Source organism: Actinomadura geliboluensis (genome assembly GCF_043197915.1).
Taxonomy (GTDB): domain Bacteria; phylum Actinomycetota; class Actinomycetes; order Streptosporangiales; family Streptosporangiaceae; genus Spirillospora; species Spirillospora geliboluensis.
Genome location: NZ_JBICUA010000007.1, coordinates 288,969 through 313,656, shown reverse-complemented (window position 1 = coordinate 313,656; position 24,688 = coordinate 288,969). Strand labels below are relative to the sequence as shown.

The following is a 24,688-nucleotide window of genomic DNA, read 5'->3' as shown; positions in this document are numbered from 1 at the left end:
ATCACATTTGGTCCCGTCTTACGAGTGCGACGGGGACCGCGCAATACTGCTCCACATGCCCGAGACGACATTACCTTTCGGAAGCGAGGGTGCTGACCGTACCAATCATGTGACACGGGGTGACGGGCCGGTCCGTTCCGGACCCGGCCCTTCCGAATACGCGCTGGCTTACGCGGTCCGCGGATTCGCGGTCGCGCTCCGCTGCGGCGCGGTCGCGGTGGTGGTCGTCGCGGCGCTGGTCGACGACGCCGACGACGGGGTGTCCCGGCTCTGGCAGCCCGTGGTGCTCGGCGGCCTGGTCCTGTGGGCCGTGTTCTTCGCCGTGGCGGCGACCCGGTACGGCCTGGGGCTCCCCCTCCTGATCGGTGACTCCGCCGTGGTGGCGCTGGTCATGCTGCTCCAGCCGTGGGTCGTCCCCGTCTCGTCGGTCATCGACGAGACCACGTGGGCCATCATGCTGGCGGGGACGGCGGTTTTCGTGGCGTTGCTCTCGGCCGGCCAGGTCACCGGGATGCTGCTGGGAGCCGCGGTCATCGCCGCCTACGTGGTCGGCGTCCCGGCGGAGACCAGCCAGGTCCGCACCCTGATCGTCCAGGTCACGGCGCTGAGCGTGATCATGTGGCTGCTGCGCCGCGGCGGCCGGCGGGCCGACGTGATCGTGGCGGTGCGCGACCGGGAGCGGCGCCGGGCGATGCTGGCGGCCGCCCGCAGGTCCGACGAGCGCCTCCACCGGTTCCAGGTGCACGACTCGGTGCTGTCGACGCTCAGCATGGTCGCCTCGGGCGCCGTGCCGGCGGATTCGCCCGCCCTGCGCCGGGACGCCCGCAGGGCGCTGGAGGTCATGGAGAGGTTCTCCGGCGGCTGGGTCGACGCCCCCGCGGAGCCGGTCGACCTGGCGGAGCACCTGCTGGACCTGACCGCCCACCTGTCCGTGCCGGTCGCCGTCGATCTCGTCGCCGTGCCCGGCGGCGCCGGGTTGGAGGTTCCCGCGCCGGTCGCGGCGGCGATCACCGGCGGGGTGGGGGAGGCGTTGCGCAACGTCGACCGCCACGCCGGGGTCTCCCAGGCGCGCGTGCGGGCCGAGCGCCACGACGGCGACGGCTCGGTGACGGTCACCGTCTCCGACGAGGGCCGGGGATTCGCGCCGGGCGACGTCCAGGACGGACGGCTGGGCATCAGGCACTCGATCGTCGAGCGCATGACCACGGTCGGCGGCCGGGCCACGGTGACCTCCCGGCCCGGCGCCGGGACCGAGATCACGTTGCGGTGGCCCCATGGCTGAGGCTTCCACGCGGGAGTCGTTCGCCGTGCCGTTCAACCGGGCGTTCGACGTGGCCCTGGTGGTCACGGTGGCGCTCTGGCAGGTCGGCGGAGCGGGCACGGCCCTGCTGACCTACATGGACTACTACCGCTCGTTCCGGCTGGCCGCCGCGCTCTGGGCGGCGCAGTGCCTGCTCGTCGCGGCGGCGTCGGTCCTCCTGCTCCGCAGGACGGGCCGCCGCGGCTGGACGGTGGTCCTCGCCGTGGCCGACCTCGCGACGGGGGTGGCGATGGCGGCCGACTGCCCGCCGGGCGAGCAGCTGAAGATCAACTGGGCGTGGGCGACGGTCGGGCTGATCGGCGTGCTGCTGCTCATGCACCGGCCGGTACGGGAGCTCATCGCGCTGCTGGCCGCGAACGCGGGCGCCGTCCTCGCCGCGCTGGTGTCCACGGGCGACCTGACCCGGCACGTGATCGCGGGGTTCGTCGTCCTGCTGTACGCGTCGGCCAGCATCCAGCTCACGATGGTCGGCGGCGCGCGCGTGTTCCGGTTCAGCGGCGGGGTGGCGGCCGCGGCGGCGGCCGACCGGTGGGAGATGGCCACCCGGGAGATGATCATCGCGGAGGTCTCGGCGGCGCGGCGGGACCGCTACCGGGAGGCGGGCCGGCTCGTCACGCCCGTCCTGCGCGGGCTGGCCGACGGCAGCGCCGATCCGTCCGATCCGTCGCTGCGGCACCGCTGCGCCACCGCCGAGGCCATGCTCCGGCAGCTGCTGGCCGAGCACGAGGACATTCCGGATCCGCTGCTGCGGCTCCTCCAGCCGGGCGTGGACGAGGCGCTGCGCCGCGGTGTGGTGGTCGACCTGACCCTGGTCGGAGAGCCGCCGCCGCTGGACCAGGGGACCGCCGCGGCGCTCGCCGAGGTGCCGCTCACCGTGCTGGCGAGGACGCGGGCGCACACGCGGATCACCGTCGTCTCGACGGCCGCCGACCAGGTGAGCGTCTCAGTCCTCACCGACGACCCGGGCGCCGGCGACCTCACCCGCGACGCGGCCGCCGGGGACGCGGCCGCCGGGGACGCGGGGACCGCCGGCGTCGACCTCACGATCGATCATGACGGGGACCAGCTGTGGGTGGAGGCTCGATGGGCCAGACCGTGACCATCGCGGTCATCGACGACCAGGACGTCGTGCTGACGGGGATCAGGACGTGGGTCGCGGAGGACGCGGGGCGGCGCGTCGAGATCGTCCATGTCGGGCCCGACCTGGCGGACGTGGACACCGGCCCGGCCGCGGCGGCCGACGTCCTGGTGGTCGACCTGCGCATCGACGGGGAGCTCGTCTTCGACCGCATCGCCGAGCTCGCGGCCGCGGGCCGCAAGATCGTGGTGTTCTCCCAGCACACCGAGCCGGACGTCATCCACCACGCCGAGCTGGCCGGTGCCCGCGCCTACATCACCAAGGACTCCAACGAGGGCCGGGCGCACCTCATCGAGGCGATACTGACGGTGGCGGCCGGCGGGAGGTACACCACCCCGTCGCAGGCCGGCGCCATGCTCGCCGCGAACGAGAGCCTCAACGGCACGCCCAGGTTCTCCGAGCAGGAGCTGCGGACGATGCGCCTGTGGCTCGGCGGCCTCACCCGCGCGGGCGTCGCCCGCCAGATGGGCATCAGCGAGCACACGGTCAAGCAGTACTTGGAACGCGCCCGGGAGAAGTACTCCCGGCTGGGGCGCGAGGCGACGACCCGCGTCGACCTCTACCGCGAGGCGCGCCGCGACGGAATCGTCATCGACTGAGACCGTCCGGCGCCGCCGCGCGGCCGCCGCCGCGCGAACGTGAATTCGGCCGGAAGAATTGCTGAATTCGCATTCAAGGGGAGCATGTCCTGATGCTGCTGCTGCCGGTCATGCTTACACAGAACATCGGTGAGGTAAAGGGCCCGTAGATGGCCGGACGTCGGCCATCCGCCGCCCGCTTGCCCGCCCCTTGTGGCATTCGAGGGCGAGTCGTACGGTGGCGACAGCTTTACCGGGCCGGCGCGGCCGCCGGGTGTCCTGTCGACGGGACACCGCCGAAATGGCAAGCCCATAACGGCCCGGCTGAATTCCCATCCCGAGTCACCGCTCGACGTTTATGGATGCCGCCTGCCCGGGCGGTCTCCCGATTCCGCATCGCGTCGCAACGCCAAGGACGGTCGCCATGAGCACGAACCCCTTCGACGACGAGGCCGGCCGCTTCTTCGTCGTGGTCAACGACGAGGACCAGCACTCCCTGTGGCCGGCGTTCGCCGCCGTCCCCGCGGGCTGGCGGGAGGTCTTCGGTGAGGCGTCCAGAGCCGAGTGCCTGGAGTACGTCGAGAAGAACTGGACCGACATGCGCCCGCGGAGCCTCCGGGAGGCCATGGCCGCGGACTGACGCGGACCGGATGCTGCGGAGGAGTGGATCGCGATGTTCGTGCCCGCCATGTACCGGGAGCCCGACGTCCGGTGGATCGTCGAGTTGATGCGGCGGAACCCGCTGGCCCTTCTGATGACCAACGGCGGCGACGCTGAAGGCCCGTACGCCACGCACCTGCCGGTCATCCCGGACCGGCTGCCCGCCGACGGGTCCGCGGAGCTCGCCGGGGCGACGCTGCTCGGCCACATGAACCGGGCCAACCCCCAGTGGAAGGCGCTGCGTTCCGGGACGCCCGGCGTGCTGAGCTTCGCCGGCCCGCACGCGTACGTCTCGCCGACGCTGTACCCGTTCACTCCGTCCGCGCCGACCTGGAACTACACGGCCGCGCAGCTGCGCGGCGTGATCGACACGATCGACTCCGACGAGGAGACGCTGTCCGTGGTGCGCTCCACCGTCCGGGTCCTGGAGGGCGACTTCGGACGCGACTGGGACATGACCGGGTCGATCGGCCATTTCCGCCGGATCCTGCCCGGGGTGGGCGCGTTCCGGTTCACCGTCACCCGGGCCGAGGCGATCTTCAAGCTCAGCCAGGAGCAGAGCGCCGAGACGCGGGACCGGGTGTGCCGCCACTTCGCCCGGGAGGGGGCCGGGCGGCAGCGGGAGGTCGCGGAGTACATGAACAGGCTGACCGAAGGGGAGCTGTGAGTACGACGAACGGTTACAAGGCCGCGCCGGCGGCGATCGGCGGGGAGGCCGCGCAGCGCGACGTGGTCCTGCCCTTCGTGGGGAAGCAGGCGACGGCGCGCAAGTCGGGGATGGTCTTCGCGCAGAACCTGCCGGAGCGGTCCTGGGAGCAGATCGGCACCAACCTGCGCGAGCTGGCGAACTCCTCGGCCTGGTGGCTCGCCGACTGGCTGATCTTCGGGGAGTCGGCGTACGGATGGCGCCGCTACCGGGAGGCGATCGACCGGACGGGCCTCGACTACCAGACCCTGCGCAACTACGCGTGGGTGGCGCGGCGGTTCGAGCACCACCGCAGGCGGGACGGCCTCAGTTTCGCCCACCACGCCGAGGTGACGCGCCTTTCGCCGCCCGAGCAGGACTACTGGCTGCGCAAGGCCGAGGAGCAGAAGTGGTCGCGCAACGAGCTGCGCAGGGCGGTCCGCGAGAGCCTCGCCGAGCAGAGCCCCGGCCTCCGCGGGGACGGCGAGGAGCGCGGCGGCCGCCGGAAGGAGCTCCCTGCGGACGGCGGGGACGAGCGGCGCAATGCCGAGGTGCGCCTGGCCGAGAAGCAGAAGGTCACGCTCACCATCGAGCTGTCCGACCACCAGCTCGACTGCTACTCGAAGGTGGCGGCTGCGCACGGCCTCTCCGTCGACCAGTGGGCGACGCGGGTACTCGACGCCGCCGACCGGCGCACGGCCTGACCGCCCGTCACATCGGAGCCAGCTGATGATCCTTCACGGAAAGCAGGTCCCGCTGCCCCCGGCGCCCGTGCCCCACCACCGGTTCGAGGCGCACGCGGAGACGGCCCCCGACGCCGTCGCGGTCGTCTGCGGCGAGCGGCGGGTGACGTACGCGGAGCTGGACGCGCGGGCCAACCGGTTCGCCCATCTCCTCGCGGCGCGCGGACACGGCCGGGGCGCGAAGGTCGGCGTCTGCCTCGACTACTCGGTGGACATGCTCGTCGCCGTCCTCGGCACGCTCAAGGCGGGCGCGGCCTACGTGCCGCTCGACCCGTCCTACCCGGCGGAGAGGCTCCGGCTGCTGCTGGGGCAGATCCCCGATCTCGTCCTGATCGTGGCGTCCCCGGCGACGGCCGGGATGGTCGAGTCGGCGGCCGCCGAGGTCATCGACCTCGGACACCCGCCCGGCGGCCTGGTGGACCTCCCGGAGACCCGCCCCGACGTCTCCGTCACCGGGGACGACGTGTGCTACGCGGTCTTCACGTCCGGGTCGACCGGTACGCCGAAGCTGACCGCGGTGCGGCACGAGGGCTGGTTCAACCTGATGAACTGGCTGATGATCGAGTACGGCCTGCACCGCGGGTCGCACAACCTGGTCGTCAGCGCGTTCGGCTTCGACCTGTCCCAGCGCAGCCTGATGACGCCGCTGTTCTGCGGCGCCACGCAGCACCTGATGGCGAGCCGGAACTTCGACGCCCTGCTGGCGTACCGCATGCTGAACGAGCACGACGTCCGCGTGGTGCACTGCGCGTCCAGCACGCTGTACCTGCTGGTGGACTGGGAGACCGCCCGCGGCGGGAACGCGCTCGCCGGGCTGGACTACGTGCTGTTCGGCGGGGAGCCGCTGAAGGTCGAACGGATCTGGGACTGGGCGCGGCGCGAGGACAACGCGTGCACGCTCCTGCACCAGTACGGCGTCGCCGAGTGCACGGACGTCGCGACATCGTTCGACCTGGCCGGTTACCGGCCCGGCGAACACGACATCGCGCCGGTCGGCAGGCCGGCCCACAACACCGGCATCCACCTTCTCGACGAGGGGATGAACGGCGTCGGGCCGGGGGAGTACGGGGAGGTCTTCATCTCCGGAGCCGGCGTCGGCGCGGGCTACCTCAACGGCGGCGGCCCCGAGTCGGCGCGGTTCACCACGGTCATGGTCGAGGGCGAGCCGCGCAGGATGTACCGGACGGGCGACCGCGGTTACGTGAACGCCGAGGGGGACCTCGTCGTCGCGGGACGGATGGACGCGCAGGTGAAGGTGCGGGGCATGCGCATCGATCCCGCCGACATCGAGCGCGCGCTCGCCAGGCTGCCCGGCGTCCGGGAGGCCGCCGTGGTCACCGCCTCCACGGACGCCGGGGAGGTCGAGCTGGTCGCGTTCGTCGTGCCCGAGGACGGCGATCTCGCCGCGGACGACGTCCGCGCCCGGCTGCTCGAAACGCTGCCGCGGAACATGGTCCCGGCGCGGTGCCTCAACATTCCCCGGCTGCCGTTGAGCCCGCACGGAAAGGTCGACCGCAAGGAACTCGCCGACTCGTGCAGGACAGGACTGTGATGATCTCCGAAAAGGTGCGCGCCATCTGGTGCCGCGAACTCCGACGCGACGACGTGGCGGACGACGACGATTTCTTCGCCCTGGGCGGCCAGTCCGTGATCATGGCCCGAATTCAGGCCGCCTTCGTCGCGGAACTGGGCGTCGAGGTACCGGTCGACCAGATGTTCCTCAACCCGACCGTGGCCTCTGTTTCCGCGTACATCGAATCCCTGGATCCGGTGACCTGACAGCGGCGACCCTGGTTCCGGTCCGTGTCCCGCCGGCGAGACACATTCCTTTCGCCGGGCCTGCTGACCGTTCCCCCGATGCCCACTTCTCAGGAGAGGCGCCATGTACGACGTGATTGTCATCGGTGCCCGTTGCGCGGGTTCGCCGGCGGCCATGTTGTTCGCCCGGCAGGGGTACCGCGTCCTGCTCCTGGAGAAGGCGCGGTTCCCCCAGGACACGCTGTCCTCGCATTACATCCACCAGCCGGGCGTGGCGCTCCTCGCCAAGTGGGGCCTGCTCGGCGAGCTCCGCCGCGCGGGCTGCCGGCCGATCGACCACGAGAGCTACGACGGGCCCGGCGTCCGGCTGGACGGCTTCTCCCTGCCGGTCGACGGCCACCGGACGACGTACGCGCCCCGCCGGTTCGTGCTCGACCCGATCCTGGCCGGCGGCGCCGCCGCGGCCGGGGCGGAGTTCCGGGAGTCCTGCGCGGTCACCGACCTGCTGCACGAGGGCGGCCGGGTCGCGGGCGTCCGGTACACGACGCCCGGCGGCGCCGAGGCGACCGAGCGGGCGCGGCTGGTCGTCGGCGCGGACGGCATGCGGTCGCTGGTGGCGCGCAAGACCCGCGCGCCGAACGTCATCGAGCACCCGCGGATGACCTGCGTCTACTACAGCTACTGGTCCGGGGTCCCCGCGCACATGGAGCTGTACGAGCGGCCCGGGCGCTGGGTCGTCGCCATCCCCACCAACGACGACCTCACGCTGATCATGACCTACTTCCCGCAGGACGAGTTCGCCAAGGTCCGTACCGCGGTGGAGCCCTCCTACCTCGAAGCCCTCCGCACGACGGCGCCCGAGCTGTACGACCGGATGTCGGCCGGCGCGCGCGTGGAGCAGATGTACGGCACGGGCCACCAGGAGAACTTCTTCCGGAAGGCCCACGGGCCCGGATGGGTGCTGCTCGGGGACGCGCTGCACCACAAGGACTCCATCACCGCCCGCGGGATCACCGACGCGTTCCTCCAGGCCCAGTCGCTCACGGACCACATCGGGCAGGGCCTGCACGACGACGCCGCGCTCGACGCGGCGATGAACCGTTTCGAGAACGACCTGAACGACGTCTTTCTCGACCTCTACCAGGGCGTGCTCAACGTGGCCGAGCTCAAGCCCGAAGGGCGGACCGAGATGTTGCGGAAACTGGTCGGCCACCAGGAGCTGATCGACCGGTACTTCTCCACGGTGTCGGGCGCTTGCTCGTTCGACGACTTCTACAACGCCGAACTCTTGACGGTGCTCGACCAGAGCTGAGCGGCGGATCGGTTCCCGCCGGTCCCGCCGAATTGGAGACAGAATGATCCCGTTGTCGTTCGCGCAGCGCCGGCTGTGGTTCGTGGACCGGTTCGACGGGCCGTCGGCGACCTACAACGGCGCGTTCGCCCTGCGGCTGACCGGTGAGCTGGACACCGGCGCGCTGGAGGCGGCGCTCCGCGACGTCGTCGAAAGGCACGAGGTCCTCCGCACGGTGATCGTCGAGAACGGCGAGGGCGTCCCCCACCAGCGGGTGCTGCCGTCCGGCGAGCGGCCGTTCGCCCTGCCGGTGGCCGAGGTCGCGACGGAGGAGGAGCGGGCCGCCGCGCTCCACGCCGAGGCCACCGCGACCTTCGACCTGGCCGCCGACGTGCCGATCCGCGCCAGGCTGGTCCGCTGCGGTCCGCTCGACCACACCCTGGTGCTGGTGATGCATCACATCGCCGTGGACGGCGAGTCGTTCGGCCCCCTGTTCCGCGATCTCCTCACGGCGTACGCGGCCCGCAGGGAGGGCGGGGCCCCGCGGTGGGAGCCGCTCCCGGTGCAGTACGCGGACTACACGCTGTGGCAGCGGGACGTGCTCGGCGACGAGACCGACCCGGCCAGCCTGGGGGCCAGGCAGCTGGAGTACTGGCGGCAGGCCCTCGCCGACCTGCCGCAGCCGCTCGCCCTTCCCACCGACCGGCCGCGCGGGAAGGCGATGAGCCACGCCGGCGACATGGTCCGGTTCTCGATCGACCCCGGCCTGCTCTCGTCCGTGGAGAAGCTCGCCGCGCGGGCCGACGCGACGATCTCGATGGTCATGCACTCCGCGCTGGCGGTCCTCCTCCACCACCTCGGCTGCGGCGACGACGTGCCGATCGGCGCGCCGATCGCGGGACGCACCGCCGACGAGCTGCGCGACCTCGTCGGGTTCTTCGTCAACACCTGGGTGCTGCGCGCCGACCTCTCCGGCGAACCGACGTTCCTCGAACTGGTCCGGCGGGTGCGGGACCGGTCCCTGGCCGCGTACGACAACCAGGAGATGCCGTTCGAGCGCCTGGTGGAGCTGCTGAACCCCGACCGGTCCACCGCCTACAGCCCGTTCTTCCAGGTCATGCTCGCCTGGCAGCCGCCCGTGCCGCCGATGGAGTTCCCCGGCCTCGACGTCCGGGACGAGAGGCTGGAGACCGGCACCGCCAAGTTCGACCTGTTCTTCGACATGCTCCCGGACGGCGCCGGCGGGGCGACCTGCCGCCTGGAGTACCGCACCGACCTGTTCGACAGGGACACGGCCGAGGACATCGCGGCCCGGTTCGTCCGGGTGCTGGGCCGGGTCGCGGCCGAGCCGGAGCACCGCGTCGGCGGCGTCGACGTGCTCGCCGACGCCGAGCGGGACCGGTTGCTCCGCCGGTTCAACGACACCGCCGCGCCGGTGCCCGAGGTGACGGTCCCGGAGCTGTTCGAGGACCAGGCCGCGAGGACGCCGGACGCCCCGGCGATCGTCTGCGACGGCCGGACGCTGACCTACCGGGAGCTCGACGCCCGGGCGAACGCCGTCGCGTGGGAGCTGATCCGGCGCGGCGCCGGGCCGGAGGACCTCGTGGTGCTGGCGCTGCCGCGCACCGAGGACCTGGTGGCCGGCCTCCTCGGCATCCTCAAGTCCGGCGCCGGATACCTGCCGATGGACCCGCAGTACCTCGGCGGACGCGCGGCGAGCGTGCTGTCCGAGGCGCGCCCGCGCTTCGCGGTCACCGACACCGCGACGTGGCGGGACCTGCCGCCGGCGGACGTCTCCGCCGTGAACCTCGACCACCGCGCGGCATGGGACACGCCCGAGGGCCCGCCGGACGACGCGGACCGGACCTCGCCGCTGCGCCCGGACAACCTGGCGTACGTCATGTACACGTCCGGGTCCACGGGCACGCCGAAGGGCGCGGCGATCACCCACCGCAACGTCGTCAACGGGGTGCGGGAACTGGTGCGCGTCCTCGACGCGCCGCCCGGCTGGCGGATGCTGTCCGGCACGTCGGTGAACTTCGACGTCTCGGTCTTCGAGCTGCTGACCACCCTGTCCACCGGCGGCACGGCCGAGGTGGTGCCGAACATGCTCGCGCTCGCGGAGCGGGGCGGCTGGGACGGCGACGTGATCAGCGCCGTCCCCACCGTGCTCGGGGAGCTGACGGGGCACCTGGAGAAGACGAGCGGCGTGCGGACGGTCGTGCTGGCGGGCGACATCCTCCCGGCCCGGCTGGTGCGGCAGGTGCGGGAGGCCCTGCCGGGCGTGCAGGTCGTGAACTCCTACGGGCAGAGCGAGAGCTTCTATGCCACCGCGTTCTCCCTCGCGGCGTCCGAGGAGTGGGCGGAGGACGACGTCGCGCCGATCGGTACTCCGCTGGGCAACATGCGCGCCTACGTGCTGGGACCGGGGCTCGCCCCGGTGCCGCAGGGCGTGGTCGGCGAGCTGTACGTCGCCGGGACGTGCCTCGGCCGCGGCTACCGCGACCGGCCGGGCATGACGGCCGAACGGTTCGTCGCGAACCCGTTCGGCCCGGCGGGCGAGCGGATGTACCGCACGGGCGACCTCGCCCGGTGGAACGCGCGCGGCCGGCTCGAGTGCGTCGGCAGGGTCGACGGCCAGGTGAAGGTCCGCGGCTTCCGCATCGAGACCGCCGAGGTCGAGGCGGTGTGCGCGCGCTACCCCGGGATCAGCGAGGCGGTCGTGATCAGCCGGGAGGCGCCCGGGGGCGGGCGGCGGCTCGTCGCCTACGTCGTGCACACCGGTGCGGGGGCCGTCGGCGACGACGGCGCCGGCGGCATCGGCGACGTGGAGGCGATGGCGGGCGCGTCGGCCGCCGAGCTGCGCAGGTTCGTCGCGGCGCGGCTGCCCGACTACATGGTCCCGTCGGCCTTCGTGACCCTCGGCCGGATGCCGCTCGGGCCGACCGGCAAGCTGGACCGGTCGGCCCTGCCCGAACCGGAGTTCGCGGGCGAGACCTACCGGGCGCCGCGCACCGAGGCCGAGACGGTCATCACCGCCGCCTACGCGGACGTGCTCGGGGTGGACCGGGTCGGCATCGACGACGACTTCTTCGCCGTGGGCGGCGACAGCCTGCGGTCGATCCAGGTGGTCGCGCGGGCCCGGGCCCGCGGCCTGGAGGTCACCACCCGGGAGATCTTCGAGTGCCGGACGGCGGCGCGGCTGGCCGAGGCGGTCTCCGCGCGCCGGGACCGGACGCCCGTGCTCGCCGAGGACGCGAGCGGCGGCGTCGGGCCGATGGGGCTGCAGCCGGTGGCGCGGCACGTGTTCCAGCACGGCGGCGGGATGGACCGGTTCGCCATGGCGATGGCGCTGGAGCTGCCCGCGGGCATCGACGCGGACGGGCTGGCCGCGACGCTGGACGCCGTCCTCGACCGGCACGATCTCCTGCGGGCCCGGCTGGTGCGCGGCGACGAGCCGTCCCTCGACGTGCGTCCGGCGGGGACCGTGCGGGCGGCCGGCCTGATCCACCGCGTGCCCTGCGACGGCCGGTGGGACGACCCGTCCACGCTGGAGACCGCGAAGGCCGAGCTGGACGCCGCCACCGGGAGCCTCGACCCGGAGGCCGGGACCATGGCGCGCTTCGTTTGGTTCGCCCCGGAGCGGGGGCCGGGCAGGCTGCTCGCCGTCCTGCACCACCTGGTGGTGGACGGCGTCTCCTGGCGCATCCTCATGTCCGACCTCGCCGAGGCGTGGCGGCGGGTCCGCGACGGCCGGACGCCCGACCTGCCCGCGGTCGGGACGTCCGCCCGCCGCTGGGCCGCGGCGCTGGAGGCCGAGGCGCTCTCCCCGGAGCGGGAGGCGGAGCTGGAGTTCTGGCGGGACATGCTCGAAGCCGCGAACCCGCCGCTCGGCGAGCGCCCGTTCGACCCGGCGGTGGACGTCGTGTCCACGCTCGACAGCGTCCGGGTGGAGCTGCCCGCCGACGTCACCGACGCGGTGCTGACCGGGCTTCCCGCGGCCTACCGGGGCACCGGCACCGATGTGCTGCTCGCCGCGCTCGCCTTGGCCGTGAACCGGTGGAGCGGCGCCGACCGCTCGACCCTGGTCCGGCTGGAGGGGCACGGCCGCGAAGAGGACGTCGTCCCCGGGGCCGACCTCGCCCGGACGGTCGGCTGGTTCACCTGCATGTACCCGGCGCGGGTCGACGTGCGCGGCGTGGACGTGTCCGACGTGCTCGCCGGCGGCGCCGCGGCCGGGACGGCGGTCAAGCTGGTGAAGGAGCAGCTGCGCGCGATCCCCGACAAGGGCGTCGGGTACGGGCTGCTGCGCTACCTGAACCCGGAGACCGCCCCGCAGCTCGCCGACCACCCGGCGCCGCAGATCGGGTTCAACTACCTCGGCCGCGTCTCCGACTCCGACGTGCCCGAGCACCTGCGCGCGGACGGGTGGGGGCCGGCGCGCTGGTCCGCCGAGCTCGTCCCGGTGCCCGACCCGGACCTGCCCGCGCTGTCCGCCCTGGAGGTGGGCGCCGTCGCCACCGACGGCCCCGAAGGCGCCCGGCTGCAGGCCGTCTTCACGTTCCCCACCGGGCTGCTGTCCCGGGAGCGCACCGCCGAACTCGCCGAACTGTGGGTCGAGGTGCTGACGGGCATGGCCGCGTACGCCGCGCGGCCGGAGATCGGCGGGCTCACGCCGTCCGACGCCGCGCTGGTCCCGGTGCGCCAGGACGAGATCGACGCCTGGGAGGCGCACTACGGCCGGCTGACCCACATCTGGCCGCAGGCACCGGGACAGGCGGGGATCCAGTTCCAGGCCGCGGTCGCCGACGGGTCGTTCGACGTCTACCACATGCAGTTCGTCCTGCACCTGACCGGGCAGGTCGACCCCGAACGCATGCGGGACGCCGGGCGGCGCCTGCTCGACCGCTACCCGAACCTGCGCTCCGCGTTCCTGGCCGGGGCCGACGGCGGCCCGGTCCAGGTCGTACCGGAGCACGTCGACATGCCCTGGCGCCACATCGACCTGACGGGCCGCGGCGAAGCCGAACAGGACGCGGCCCTCGACCGGTACCTCGCGGAGGACCGCGCCGACCCGCTCGACCCCCTGCGGCCGCCGCTGATGCGCCTCGGCCTGATCACCTACACGCCGCAGCGGGCGAAGCTGATCGTCACGGCCCACCACACGCTGTTCGACGGGTGGTCGTCGTCGCTGGTGCTCACGGACCTGATCCGGCTGTACTCCGGCACGGACGAGCTCCGCCCGGTCCGCAGCTACGGCGACTACCTGGCGTGGCTCGCCACGCGGGACCGGGAGGCGTCGGCCGCCCGGTGGGCCGCCGAACTCGCCGGTTTCGAGCAGCCGACGCTCGTGGCGCCGAGCGCCCCCGCCCAGGAGACGGCGTCCGCCCTCGGGCGGATCGAGGTGCCGCTGTCGGTCGACAAGGGCCGCGCACTCGCCCACCGCGCAGCGGAACTCGGGGTCACCCTCAACACGCTCCTGCAAGGCGCATGGGGGATCCTGCTCGCGAAGCTCACCGGGCAGCAGGACGTGGTATTCGGAGCCGCCGTCAACGGCCGTCCGCCGGAGCTCCCCGGCTCGGAGGAGATGGTCGGGCTCTTCATTAACACCCTGCCGACCAGGGTGCTCTGCGGGCCGGACGACGGCGTCGGCGACGTCATCACCGCGCTGCAGGACCGGCAGACCGCCCTGCTCGACCACCACTACTACGGGCTCGCCGACATCCAGCGCGGCGCCGGGCTCCCCGCGCTCTTCGACACGATCGTCGTCTTCGAGAACTACCCGGTCGACCGCGAGGGCGTCGTCGACGCCAACATCGCGGCCGGGTTCACGATCGACGGCATCCGGCCGTTCGCGGGCTCGCACTACCCGCTCACCCTCAACTCCTCCGACCCCTACCTGCGGCTCTCCCTCGACTACCAGAACAACCTCTACGACCGCGCCGGCGCCGAGGTGATCGCCGCGCGGCTCGTCCGGGTGCTGGACCAGGTGCTCACGGACCCGGACACGCGTCTCGCGGACGTCGACGTGCTCGGCGAGGACGAGCGCCGGTGGTTGCTGCATGAGGTGAACGACACCGCCGAGCCGGCGCTGGAGCCGGGCTTGGTGGGGTCGGTGGCGCGGTGGGCGTCGATCTCTCCGGACGCGCCCGCCGTGATTGGCGAGGCGGCGTCGCTGTCGTTCGGGGAGTTGGAGGTGCGGGCCAACCGGCTGGCGCGTTGGCTGATCGATCGTGGTGTGGGCCGAGAGTCGCTGGTGGCGGTGTGTCTGCCGCGGTCGGTGGATCTTGTGGTGGCGCTGCTGGCGGTGCTGAAGGTCGGTGGGGCTTATGTGCCGATCGATCCGGACCATCCGCGTTCGCGGATCGACTACATCCTCGAAGACGCGGACCCGGTGCTGGTGCTGGACGCCCAGACCTGGGCCGCTGCCGACTGTTCGAGGTTCCCGGAGTCGGCGCCTGATGCCGCCGCCTCACCGGACAACACGGCGTATGTGATCTACACGTCGGGATCGACGGGCAATCCGAAGGGTGTGGCGGTCTCGCGGGGCGCGCTGGAGAACTTCCTGGCCACGATGGGGCGGCGGGTTCCGCTGTCGCCCGAGGACCGGCTGCTGGCGGTGACGACGGTCTCGTTCGACATCGCGGCACTGGAGCTGTATCTGCCGCTGGTCTCCGGTGCGGCCGTGGTGCTGGCGGGAGAGAAGGACATCATCGGCGATCCATCCGCTGTGGTGGCACTTGCCAAGCGGCATGAGGTCACGGTGGTGCAGGCGACGCCGGCGTTCTGGCAGATGGTGCTGATGCAGGAGCCGGATGCGGCGAAGGGTCTGCGTGTCCTGGTTGGGGGCGAGGCCCTGCCTGCTCCCTTGGCCGACGCTTTGGCTGACCAAGCGGCCGAGGTGCTGAACGTCTACGGCCCGACTGAGACGACGATCTGGTCAACGATCGCGGAAGTCGAGGCCGGGGCGGGTGTGGCGATCGGGTCGCCGATCGGCAACACCCAGGTGTACGTCCTGGACTCCGGGCTGCGGCCGGTCCCGCGTGGTGTGCCGGGGGAGTTGTACATCGCTGGCGATGGGCTGGCCAGGGGGTACTTCGGACGTTCGGCGCTGACGTCCGGACGGTTCGTGGCGTGCCCGTTCGGCCCTGCCGGTGCGCGGATGTACCGCACCGGTGACCTCGTCCGATACGGCGGCGACGGACGGCTGGAGTACATCGGGCGTACCGACTTCCAGGTGAAGGTCCGAGGGTTCCGGATCGAGCTGGGCGAGATCGAACACGTCCTGGCTCAGCATCCCGACGTGGCGCAGGCCGCCGTCGTGACACGCGAGGACGGGCGGGGCGACAAACGGCTGGTCGCGTACGTGGTGCCGAAGGGCGGCACCGACCCCGGAGCGCTGGACGTCGAGGCCGTGACGGGCCTCCTCAGGGAGCGCGTGCCGGACTACATGATCCCTTCGGCGATCGTGCCTATGGCCGGGTTCCCGACGACGCCGAACGGCAAGCTCGACCGCGCCGCGCTCCCCACCCCGGACCGCGCCCAGGTCACGACCGGACGAGAACCCCGCGACGAGCGCGAGGAGGTCCTCTGCCGGCTGTTCGCCGAACTCCTCGAGATGGAGAGGATCGGCATCGACGCCGACTTCTTCGCGCTCGGCGGCCACTCGCTGCTGGCCACCCGCCTGATCGGCCGCATCCGCAACGAACTCAACCTCGACGTGAAGGTCGCGACGGTGTTCCGCAATCCGACCGTCGCCCAGCTCGCGGCCCGCCTCGCGGAGCTGAAGACGTCGAACCGCCCCCAGCTGCGCAAGATGACCGTGTAGGAGCGCGCCGATGATCCCGTTGTCCTTCGCCCAGCGGCGGCTGTGGTTCCTCGACCGTCTGGAAGGCCCGTCCGCGACCTACAACTTCCCGTTCGCGCTGCGTCTCGAAGGTCCGCTGGACACGGCCGCGCTGGCCGCGGCGGTGACGGACGTCGCGACCCGGCACGAGAGCCTGCGCACCCTGATCGTCGAGAACGAGGACGGCACGCCGGAGCAGCGCGTCCTGCCCCCGCAGGAAGCGGCCCTCCCGTTCCGGGTGGTCGACGTGGCCGCCGACGCGATCGACGCCGCGATGAACGAGGCCGTGTGCGAGGGGTTCGACCTGGACAGCGACCTTCCTCTGCGGACGACCGTCTTCCGCACCTCCCCGCAGGACCACGTGCTGGTGTTCGTCTTCCACCACATCGCCACGGACGGGGCGTCGATGACGCCGTTCCTCCGGGATCTGATGTCGGCGTACTCGGCCCGCCACCGGGGCGAAGCGCCCGATTGGGAGCCGCTGCCCGTCCAGTACAAGGACTACACGCTGTGGCAGCGCGAACTGCTCGGCGACCAGGACGACCCGGAGAGCATCGTCACGTCCCAGCTCGACTACTGGCGGCGGGAACTGGACGGGGTGCCGCAGCCGGTGCGGCTGCCGCTGGACCGGCCGCGTCCGGCGGTGGCCGGCCACCACGGCGGCCATGTCGATCTCGAACTGGAACCGGAACTGGTCGCCCGGCTCGGGAAGCTGGCCGCGGACCGGGGCGCCACACCGCCCATGGTCGCGCAGGCCGCGCTGGCGGTCCTGCTGTGGAAACTGGGCGCCCACGAGGACGTCACGATCGGCAGCCCGATCGAGGGGCGGACCGACGAGGCCCTGGCCGACCTGATCGGGCTCTTCATCAACACCTGGGTGCTGCGCGCCGACCTGTCGGGGAACCCGTCGTTCGGCGAGCTCGTCGAGCAGGTCCGCGACAAGGCCCTCGCCGCGTACGACAACCAGGACCTGCCGTTCGAGCGGCTGGTGGAACTCCTCAACCCGGACCGCTCGACCTCGTACCAGCCGCTGTTCCAGGTGATGCTGGCCTGGCAGTTCCTCTGGCCGCAGCTCGAAATGCCCGACCTGCGGGCCACCCCCGTCCCGGCGGGCACCGGCACCGCGAAGCTCGACCTGTACTTCAACATCATCCCGAACGAGTCCGGCGGTGTGTACGGACGGCTGGAGTACGCGACGGAGCTGTTCGACCACGCCACGGCCGTCGCCATCGTCCAGCGGTTCGTGCGCGTCCTGCGGCAGGTGATCGCCGACCCGGGCATGCGTCTCGGGGACGTCGACGTCCTGGACAAGGACGAGCGTCGGTGGTTGCTGCACGGGGTGAACGACACCGTTGAGCCGGTGCTGGAGTCGGGTTTGGTGGGGTCGGTGGCGCGGTGGGCGTCGGTGTCTGCGGACGCGCCTGCGGTCATTGGTGAGGCGGCGTCGCTGTCGTTCGGGGAGTTGGAGGTGCGGGCGAATCGGTTGGCGCATTGGCTGATCGATCGTGGTGTGGGCCGAGAGTCGTTGGTGGCGGTGTGTCTGCCGCGGTCGGTGGATCTTGTGGTGGCGCTGCTGGCGGTGCTGAAGGCCGGTGGGGCTTATGTGCCGATCGATCCGGATCACCCGCGTTCGCGGATCGACTACATCCTCCAAGACGCTGACCCGGTTCTGGTGCTGGACGCCGAGTTGCTGGCGGACGCTGATACCGCCGCGTGCCCGGAGTCGGCGCCGGATGTGAGCGTCTCCCCGGAGAGCACGGCGTATGTGATCTACACGTCGGGGTCGACCGGCAATCCGAAGGGTGTGGCGGTCTCGCGCGGGGCGCTGGAGAACTTCCTGGCCACGATGGGGCGGCGGGTTCCGTTGTCGCCTGAGGATCGGCTGCTGGCGGTGACGACGGTCTCGTTCGACATCGCGGCGCTGGAGCTGTTCCTGCCGTTGGTGTCGGGTGCGGCTGTGGTGCTCGTGGGGCGGGAGACCGTCGCTGATCCGTCGGCTGTGGTGGCGGTTGTGAAGCGCCATGGGGTGAGGGTGGTGCAGGCGACGCCGGCGTTCTGGCAGATGGTGCTGATGCAGGAGCCGGACGCCGCGAAGGGGCTGCGTGTCCTGGTGGGCGGCGAGGCCCTGCCCCTGCCCTTGGCCGACGCTTTGGCTGACCAGGCGGTCGAGGTGTTGAACGTCTATGGCCCGACGGAGACGACGATCTGGTCGACGGCGGCGGTCGTGGAGGCCGGGTCGGGTGTGGCGATCGGTTCGCCGATCGGCAACACCCAGGTGTACGCGCTCGACTCGTGGTTGCGGCCGGTCCCGCGTGGTGTGGCGGGGGAGCTGTACATCGCTGGCGATGGGCTGGCCAGGGGGTACTTCGGTCGTTCGGCGTTGACGTCGGGTCGGTTCGTGGCGTGTCCGTTCGGTCCTGCCGGTGCGCGGATGTATCGCACCGGTGACTTGGTCCGATTCGGCGGGGACGGCCTGCTGGAGTACATCGGGCGTACCGACTTCCAGGTGAAGGTCCGCGGGTTCCGCATCGAACTGGGCGAGATCGAACACGTGCTCGCCGGACATCCCCAGGTGGCACAGGCCGCCGTCGTGGTGCGGGAGGAGCAGGAAGGCGACAAGCGCCTTGTCGGCTACGTGGTGCCGGCGCCCGACGAGGCGCTGGCCGATCCCGTCGTCCAAGTCGACGAATGGCAGCAGGTCTACGACGACAGCTACGCGGCCTCCAATGACCAGGAACTGGGTGAGGACTACCAGTTGTGGCGGTCGTCGTATGACGGTGAGCCGATTCCGCGTGCGGAGATGGTGGAGTGGCGGGACGCGGCGGTGGCGCGGGTGCTGGGTTTCGCGCCGCGACGGGTGCTGGAGATCGGTGTCGGCTCTGGTCTCCTGCTGGCGGAGATCGTCGGTGAGGTGCAGGAGTACTGGGGCACTGATATCTCGGGCACGGTGGTGGATCGCGTCCGCGGGCAGGTGGAGCGGGCGGGGTTCGGTGATCGTGTCCGGTTGAGCGCGCAGGCGGCCGACGACGTTTCGGGGCTGCCGGGCGGCCACTTCGACACGGTGGTGTTGAACTCGGTGGTCCAGTACTTCCCCAGCGCCGGCTATCTGGAGCGGGTGCTGGACGCGGCCATGGGTCTGCTGGCGTCGGGTGGGCGGGTGGTGGTGGGTGATGTCCGCAACGCCGTGACGCATCGGGTGCTGCTGGAGGCGGTGCAGCGTGCAGCGCATCCGCATGCTTCGGAGGAGCAGTTGCGGACGCTGGTGGAGAAGGCGGTGCTGGCCGAGCGGGAGCTGGTGGTCGCACCGCAGTGGTTCACCGATTGGGCCCGGGAACGCGGCGTCGCGGTGGACATCCGGCTGAAGAACGGCAGGGCGCACAACGAGCTGACCCGTCACCGCTATGAGGTCGTTCTGCACAAGGACCCGGCCGACGTCCTCGACCTGACAAGCGCACCGGCGCTGGCGTGGGGCCGTGAGGTGCCCGGCCTGGACGAACTCGACGGCCTAGCCCGCCGCGCAGACCTGGCGGACGGCCCCGTACGGGTGACCGGGATACCCAACGCACGCCTCGCCGAAGAGACCGGGCTGTCCGGGGCAGTCGACCCGGAGGAACTCCGCCTGTCGGCGTGCGGGCAAGGACGGGACGCAATCGTCACCTGGTCCGGTGAGGACGCACGCTGTTTCGACGTGGTGCTGTCGCCCCCACACCGGACCGTCACAGGCGCGTACGTCCCCAGCGGTACCGGCGGCAAGGCCCTGGCGAACACGCCCGCGCTCGCCAAGACGATCGGCCCGCTGCTCTCCGAGCTGCCCGGCTACCTGCGCGAGCGCATCCCCGACTACACGGTCCCGGCCACCCTCGTGCCGCTCTCGCAGATCCCCCTCACCCCCAACGGCAAGCTCGACCGGCGAGCGCTGCCTGAGCCGGATCACACGCAGGCGTCAATCGGCCGGGGGCCGCGCAACGAGCTGGAGGAGGCGCTCTGCGGCCTGTTCTCCGAAGTGCTCGGCCTGGAGGGCATCGGCATCGACAACGACTACTTCGCCCTCGGCGGTGACAGCATCCGTTCCGTCCAGGTCGTCGCTCGGGCGAGGTCCCGTGGTCTGGCCGTCACCGTTCGGGAGATCTTCGAGCACCGCACGGTCGCCCGGCTGGCGGAGCTGATCGAGGGACGCGACGAGGAGGCGGGCCCGGCGCTGGCCGAGCTGCCGGGGGGCGGCGCCGGATGGGCCCCGCTGCCTCCGGCGGCGCACGGTCTCGTCCTCAACGGCGGCATCGAGCGGGCCTGCACCGCCAGGGTCCTGACCCTGCCCGAGGACGTCGCCGAACCGGACCTGGTCACGGCGGTGCAGGCGGTGCTGGATCGGCACGACGTGCTGCGCGCCCGGCTCGATCGGGCCGAACCCGGCCTGGTGATCGAGGCGCCCGGTGGCGTGGACGCCGGCGCGCTGCTGCGGACGGTCCGCGGCGGCGCCGCCGACGTGCCCGCCGAACTCGCCGCCGCAGCGGACCGGCTGGACCCGTTCGCGGGCGTCATGGCGCAGTTCGTCCGGCTCACCTCGGACGCGGGCCCCGACCGGCTGCTGGTGGTCGCGCACCGCCTGGTCATGGACGGTGCCTCATGGAGGATCCTCGTCACGGACCTGATCCTCGCGTGGCAGCAGGTACGGGACGGCGGGACTCCGGTGCTGGCACGGGTGGGGACCTCGTACCGCCGGTGGGCCCACGCCCTCGGCGACGAGGCGGCCGACCCGCGACAGGTCGCGGAACTGCCGCAGTGGAAGCAGATCCAGAGCGGGCAGGAGCCGGGAGACCTGGGCCGGGAGCCCGACGTCGCGGAGACGGTGCGGGTTCGGGTGCCGGCGGACCTCACCGAGGTCCTGCTGGACCGGCTGCCCTCGGCGTTCCGCGCCCGTGCCGGCGACGGCCTCCTCACCGGCCTGGCACTGGCACTGGCCCGCCGGCGCGAGGCGCGCGGCCTGCCGGGGACCCCGGAGGTCGTCCGGGTGGAGGGCGAGGCCAGGGAGGAGAACGCGGTCCCCGGCGCCGACCTGTCCCGCACGATCGGGCCGTTCACCGCCGAGTTCCCGGCGCGGTTGGACCTGACCGGGATCGACCTCGCGGACGCGTTCGCGGGCGGCCCGGCCGCCGGGCGCGCGATCAAGACCGTCAAGGAGCAGCTGCGGTCGGCCCCGGACACCTCCGCCGAGCCCGCCGACGGCAGCGAACCACGCATCGGTTTCGTCTTCCACGGCCGGGCGTCCGATGCGGACCTGCCCGAGGAACTGCGCGGCACGGGGTGGGACGTGGCGGCCGTGTCGTGCGACGGCATGCGGGTGCGGTCGATGGTGGAGATCGATGTGGTCGCCGACGACGGCGGACTGTCGGCGGGTTTCTCCTTCCCCGCCGGTGCGCCGTCCCGTGGCGAGGTGTCGGAGCTGGCCGGGGCGTGGGTCGAGGCGCTGACCGCCCTGGCCCGGCATGCGGCGGCACCGGACGCGGGCGGCCTGACCCCGTCGGACGCGCCCCTGGCCGGCGTCGTCCAAGAGGAGATCGACACGTGGGAGAGCCGGTTCGGTCGGCTGTCCGAAGTGTGGCCGGTGACCCCCGCGCAGTCCGGGATGCTCTTCCACACGATGCTGGTCGGCACGTCGTTCGACGCGTACCACACGCAGTGGGTGTTCCACCTGTCCGGCGAGGTCGAGCCGGAGCGGCTGCGGCGCGCCGGTCAGGCGCTCCTCGGCCGCTACGCCAACCTTCGCGGGGCGTTCGTCGACCGTGCGGACGGCGACATCGTGCAGGTGGTGCCGGAAACGGTGCCCCTGCCGTGGCGGCACCTCGATCTGACGGCGGAGGCGGGCGAGGCCGGCCCGGATGAGGCGTTCGAACGGTTCCTCACGCAGGACCGGGCCGCGCACTTCGACGTCGGCGTCCCTCCGCTGATCAGACTGGCGCTCGTCACGCTGGAGGCGGACCGGGCCGAACTCGTGGTGACCGCCCATCACGCGCTGTTCGACGGCTGGTCCATGCCCTTGCTGATCCGGGACCTGCTGGGCCTCTACGCGTCCGACGGCGACCCGGCGGATCTGCCCGGCACGCGCGACTACGGCGACTTCCTGGCGTGGCTCGCGCACCAGGACCGCGACGAGGCCGTGCGGGCCTGGGCGGCCGAACTCGACGGTGTGGACGAACCAACCCTGCTCGTGCCGCACGCGGGCGCGCGGCACGACTCCGAAGGCTTCGCGCAGATCGAGGTGGCCTTCGAGGACGTGGAGGGCCTTTCCCGGCGGGCCGCGCAACTCGGCGTCACCCTCAACACCGTCGTCCAGGGTGCCTGGGGCGTGCTGCTCGCGGAACTCGTCGGGCGCGCGGACGTCGTGTTCGGCGCCACCGTGGCGGGACGCCCGGCCGCGCTCATGGACGGCGGCGACATGGTCGGGCTGTTCATCAACACCATCCCCGTCCGGGTGCGGTGCGACCAGCGGGACACGTTCGCCGGGCTGCTCACCGCGCTGCAGGACCGCCAAGCCGCGCTGCTCGACCATCAGCACCACGGCCTCGCGGAGATCCAGCAGGCCACCGGGCTGAGCGCGCTGTTCGACACCCTCGTACTCTTCGAGTCGTTCCCGGTCGACACCGACGCGCTCGACAAGGCGGCGCCCTCGGACGGCATCGCCGTCACCGGGGCGCGGCCGTTCGCCGGCACGCATTACCCGATCACGCTGACCGCCGTGCCCGGCCCGCGGCTGCACCTGTCCATGCAGTACCAGAAGAACCTGGTCGACCACGAGGCGGCGGCCGCCCTCGCCGCCCGGTTCACCCGGGTCCTCGGCCAGTTCGTCACCGACCCGGACACGCGTCTCGCGGACGTCGACGTGCTCGGCGAGGACGAGCGCCGGTGGCTGCTGAACGAGGTGAACGACACCGCCGAGCCGGCGCTGGAGCCGGGCCTGGTGGAGTCGGTCGCCCGGCAGGCCGAGATGTCACCGGACGCGCCCGCAGTCATCGGCGAACGCGTGATCCTGACCTACGCGGAGCTGGACGCGCGAGCGAATCGCCTGGCCGGATGGCTGATCGCTCGGGGCGCACGCCCCGAGTCGCCGGTGGCCGTCCGCCTGCCGCGTTCGGTGGACCTCGTGGTCGCGTTGCTGGCGGTGCTCAAGGCCGGAGCGGCTTATGTCCCGATCGATCCGGACCATCCGCGTTCGCGGATCGACTACATCATCGGTGATGCCGATCCGGTGCTGGTGCTGGACGGCGACGTGGAGTGTTCTGAGTTCCCGGACACGGCGCCGCAGGTGGCCGTCTCACCGGAGAGCACGGCGTATGTGATCTACACGTCGGGATCGACGGGCGACCCGAAGGGCGTAGCAGTCTCGCGCGGTGCCCTGGAGAACTTCCTGGCCACGATGAGCCGGCGGGTTCCGCTGTCGCCCGAGGACCGGCTGCTCGCGGTCACGACGGTCTCGTTCGACATCGCGGCACTGGAGCTGTTCCTGCCGCTGATCTCCGGCGCGGCCGTCGTGTTGGCGGGGGAGGAGGACGCCGCCGCCGACCTGTCGGCCGGAGCGATGATGCGCCGCCACGGCGTCACCGTGGTGCAGGCGACCCCGGCGTTCTGGCAGATGCTCCTGATGCAGGAGCCGAACGCAGCGAAGGGCCTGCGGGTGCTGGTGGGCGGCGAGGCCCTGCCCGTGCCTCTCGCTGAGGCCCTGGCCGACCAGGCTGCCGAGGTGCTGAACGTCTACGGCCCGACCGAGACGACGATCTGGTCGACGGCGGCGGCCGTGGAGACCGGGTCGGGTGTGGCGATCGGTTCGCCGATCGGCAACACCCAGGTGTACGTCCTCGACGCACGGTTGCTCCCGGCTCCACGCGGCGCCGTGGGCGAGCTGTACATCGCGGGTGACGGGCTGGCCAGGGGATACTTCGGTCGTTCGGCGCTGACGTCCGGCCGGTTCGTGGCGTGTCCGTTCGGCCCAGCCGGTGCGCGGATGTACCGCACCGGTGACCTCGTCCGATACGGCGGCAACGGACGGCTGGAGTACATCGGCCGTACCGACTTCCAAGTGAAGATTCGCGGGTTCCGGATCGAGCTGGGCGAGATCGAGCACGTGCTCGCCGGGCATCCCGATGTCGCGCAGGTGGTCGCCGTCGTGCGGGAGGACCGCCCCGGCGATCAGCGGCTCGTCGCGTACGCGGTGCCGGCCGGCGGAGCGGCCCCGGACGACCTCGACGTTGAGGCGCTGAAGGGCCTCCTCCGGGAGCGCGTACCGGAGTACATGGTGCCCTCGGCGATCGTGCCCATGACCGGGTTCCCGACGACGCCGAACGGCAAGCTCGACCGCGCCGCGCTCCCCGCCCCCGGCCACGCACCGGCCACGACCGGACGAGAACCCCGCAGCCCGCGCGAAAGGACCCTGTGCGGGCTGTTCGCGGAGGTGCTCGGCCTGGAGAAGGTCGGCGTCGACGACGACTTCTTCGCCCTCGGCGGGCACTCCCTGCTGGCCACCCGGCTGATCAGCCGCGCCCGCGCCGAGATCGGGATCGAGATCCCCATCCGCACGTTCTTCGACCTGCCGACGGTGGCCGCGCTCGCCGCGTGGTCGGAGAAGTCGGCCGCTCCGCGTCGCCCCGCCCTGCGCAAGATGACCGTAGAGGAGTGA

General features: G+C 72.1%; 11 protein-coding genes. All 11 read left to right on the top strand.

Annotated elements, in window-relative coordinates:
* Positions 1-109: 109 nt before the first annotated feature.
* The 11 genes from ACGFI1_RS23805 (at position 110) to ACGFI1_RS23755 (ending at position 24,688) form a co-directional block, all read left to right on the top strand.
* Positions 110-1,282: a sensor histidine kinase gene (locus ACGFI1_RS23805; protein WP_392787933.1), complete on the top strand. Its 1,173-nt coding sequence runs from the start codon at positions 110-112 to the stop codon at positions 1,280-1,282.
* Positions 1,275-2,420, top strand: coding sequence for a hypothetical protein (locus ACGFI1_RS23800; RefSeq protein WP_387076538.1), 1,146 nt, complete (start codon positions 1,275-1,277; stop codon positions 2,418-2,420). The genes ACGFI1_RS23805 and ACGFI1_RS23800 overlap by 8 nt, the downstream gene beginning before the upstream one ends.
* Positions 2,405-3,058 carry a response regulator gene (locus tag ACGFI1_RS23795; RefSeq protein WP_138635681.1) on the top strand — a complete coding sequence of 218 codons (654 nt, stop codon included), beginning with the start codon at positions 2,405-2,407 and terminating at the stop codon, positions 3,056-3,058. Before ACGFI1_RS23800 ends, ACGFI1_RS23795 begins: the two co-directional genes overlap by 16 nt.
* A gap of 403 nt (positions 3,059-3,461) precedes the next feature.
* The gene (locus ACGFI1_RS23790; RefSeq protein ID WP_386873319.1) at positions 3,462-3,677 is read left to right on the top strand and encodes an MbtH family protein; all 216 of its coding nucleotides are present in this window, start codon (positions 3,462-3,464) and stop codon (positions 3,675-3,677) included.
* Between the two features lie 33 nt (positions 3,678-3,710).
* On the top strand, positions 3,711-4,364 hold the full coding sequence (locus tag ACGFI1_RS23785; RefSeq protein ID WP_392787929.1) for an FMN-binding negative transcriptional regulator: 654 nt from the start codon (positions 3,711-3,713) through the stop codon (positions 4,362-4,364).
* Positions 4,361-5,086 carry an LmbU family transcriptional regulator gene (locus ACGFI1_RS23780; RefSeq protein WP_392787927.1) on the top strand — a complete coding sequence of 242 codons (726 nt, stop codon included), beginning with the start codon at positions 4,361-4,363 and terminating at the stop codon, positions 5,084-5,086. Before ACGFI1_RS23785 ends, ACGFI1_RS23780 begins: the two co-directional genes overlap by 4 nt.
* A 25-nt stretch (positions 5,087-5,111) precedes the next feature.
* Positions 5,112-6,677, top strand: a complete 1,566-nt coding sequence (locus ACGFI1_RS23775; protein ID WP_392787925.1) for an amino acid adenylation domain-containing protein — start codon at positions 5,112-5,114, stop codon at positions 6,675-6,677.
* Positions 6,677-6,904 (top strand): acyl carrier protein, encoded by a 228-nt coding sequence (locus ACGFI1_RS23770; RefSeq protein WP_364551252.1) that lies wholly within the window; start codon positions 6,677-6,679, stop codon positions 6,902-6,904. Before ACGFI1_RS23775 ends, ACGFI1_RS23770 begins: the two co-directional genes overlap by 1 nt.
* Before the next feature lie 103 nt (positions 6,905-7,007).
* Positions 7,008-8,195 carry an NAD(P)/FAD-dependent oxidoreductase gene (locus tag ACGFI1_RS23765; protein WP_392787924.1) on the top strand — a complete coding sequence of 396 codons (1,188 nt, stop codon included), beginning with the start codon at positions 7,008-7,010 and terminating at the stop codon, positions 8,193-8,195.
* A gap of 43 nt (positions 8,196-8,238) precedes the next feature.
* Entirely contained in the window at positions 8,239-16,002 is a 7,764-nt protein-coding gene (locus ACGFI1_RS23760; RefSeq protein WP_392787922.1) for an amino acid adenylation domain-containing protein, read from the top strand.
* Between the two features lie 10 nt (positions 16,003-16,012).
* Entirely contained in the window at positions 16,013-24,688 is an 8,676-nt protein-coding gene (locus ACGFI1_RS23755) for a non-ribosomal peptide synthetase (protein ID WP_392787920.1), read from the top strand.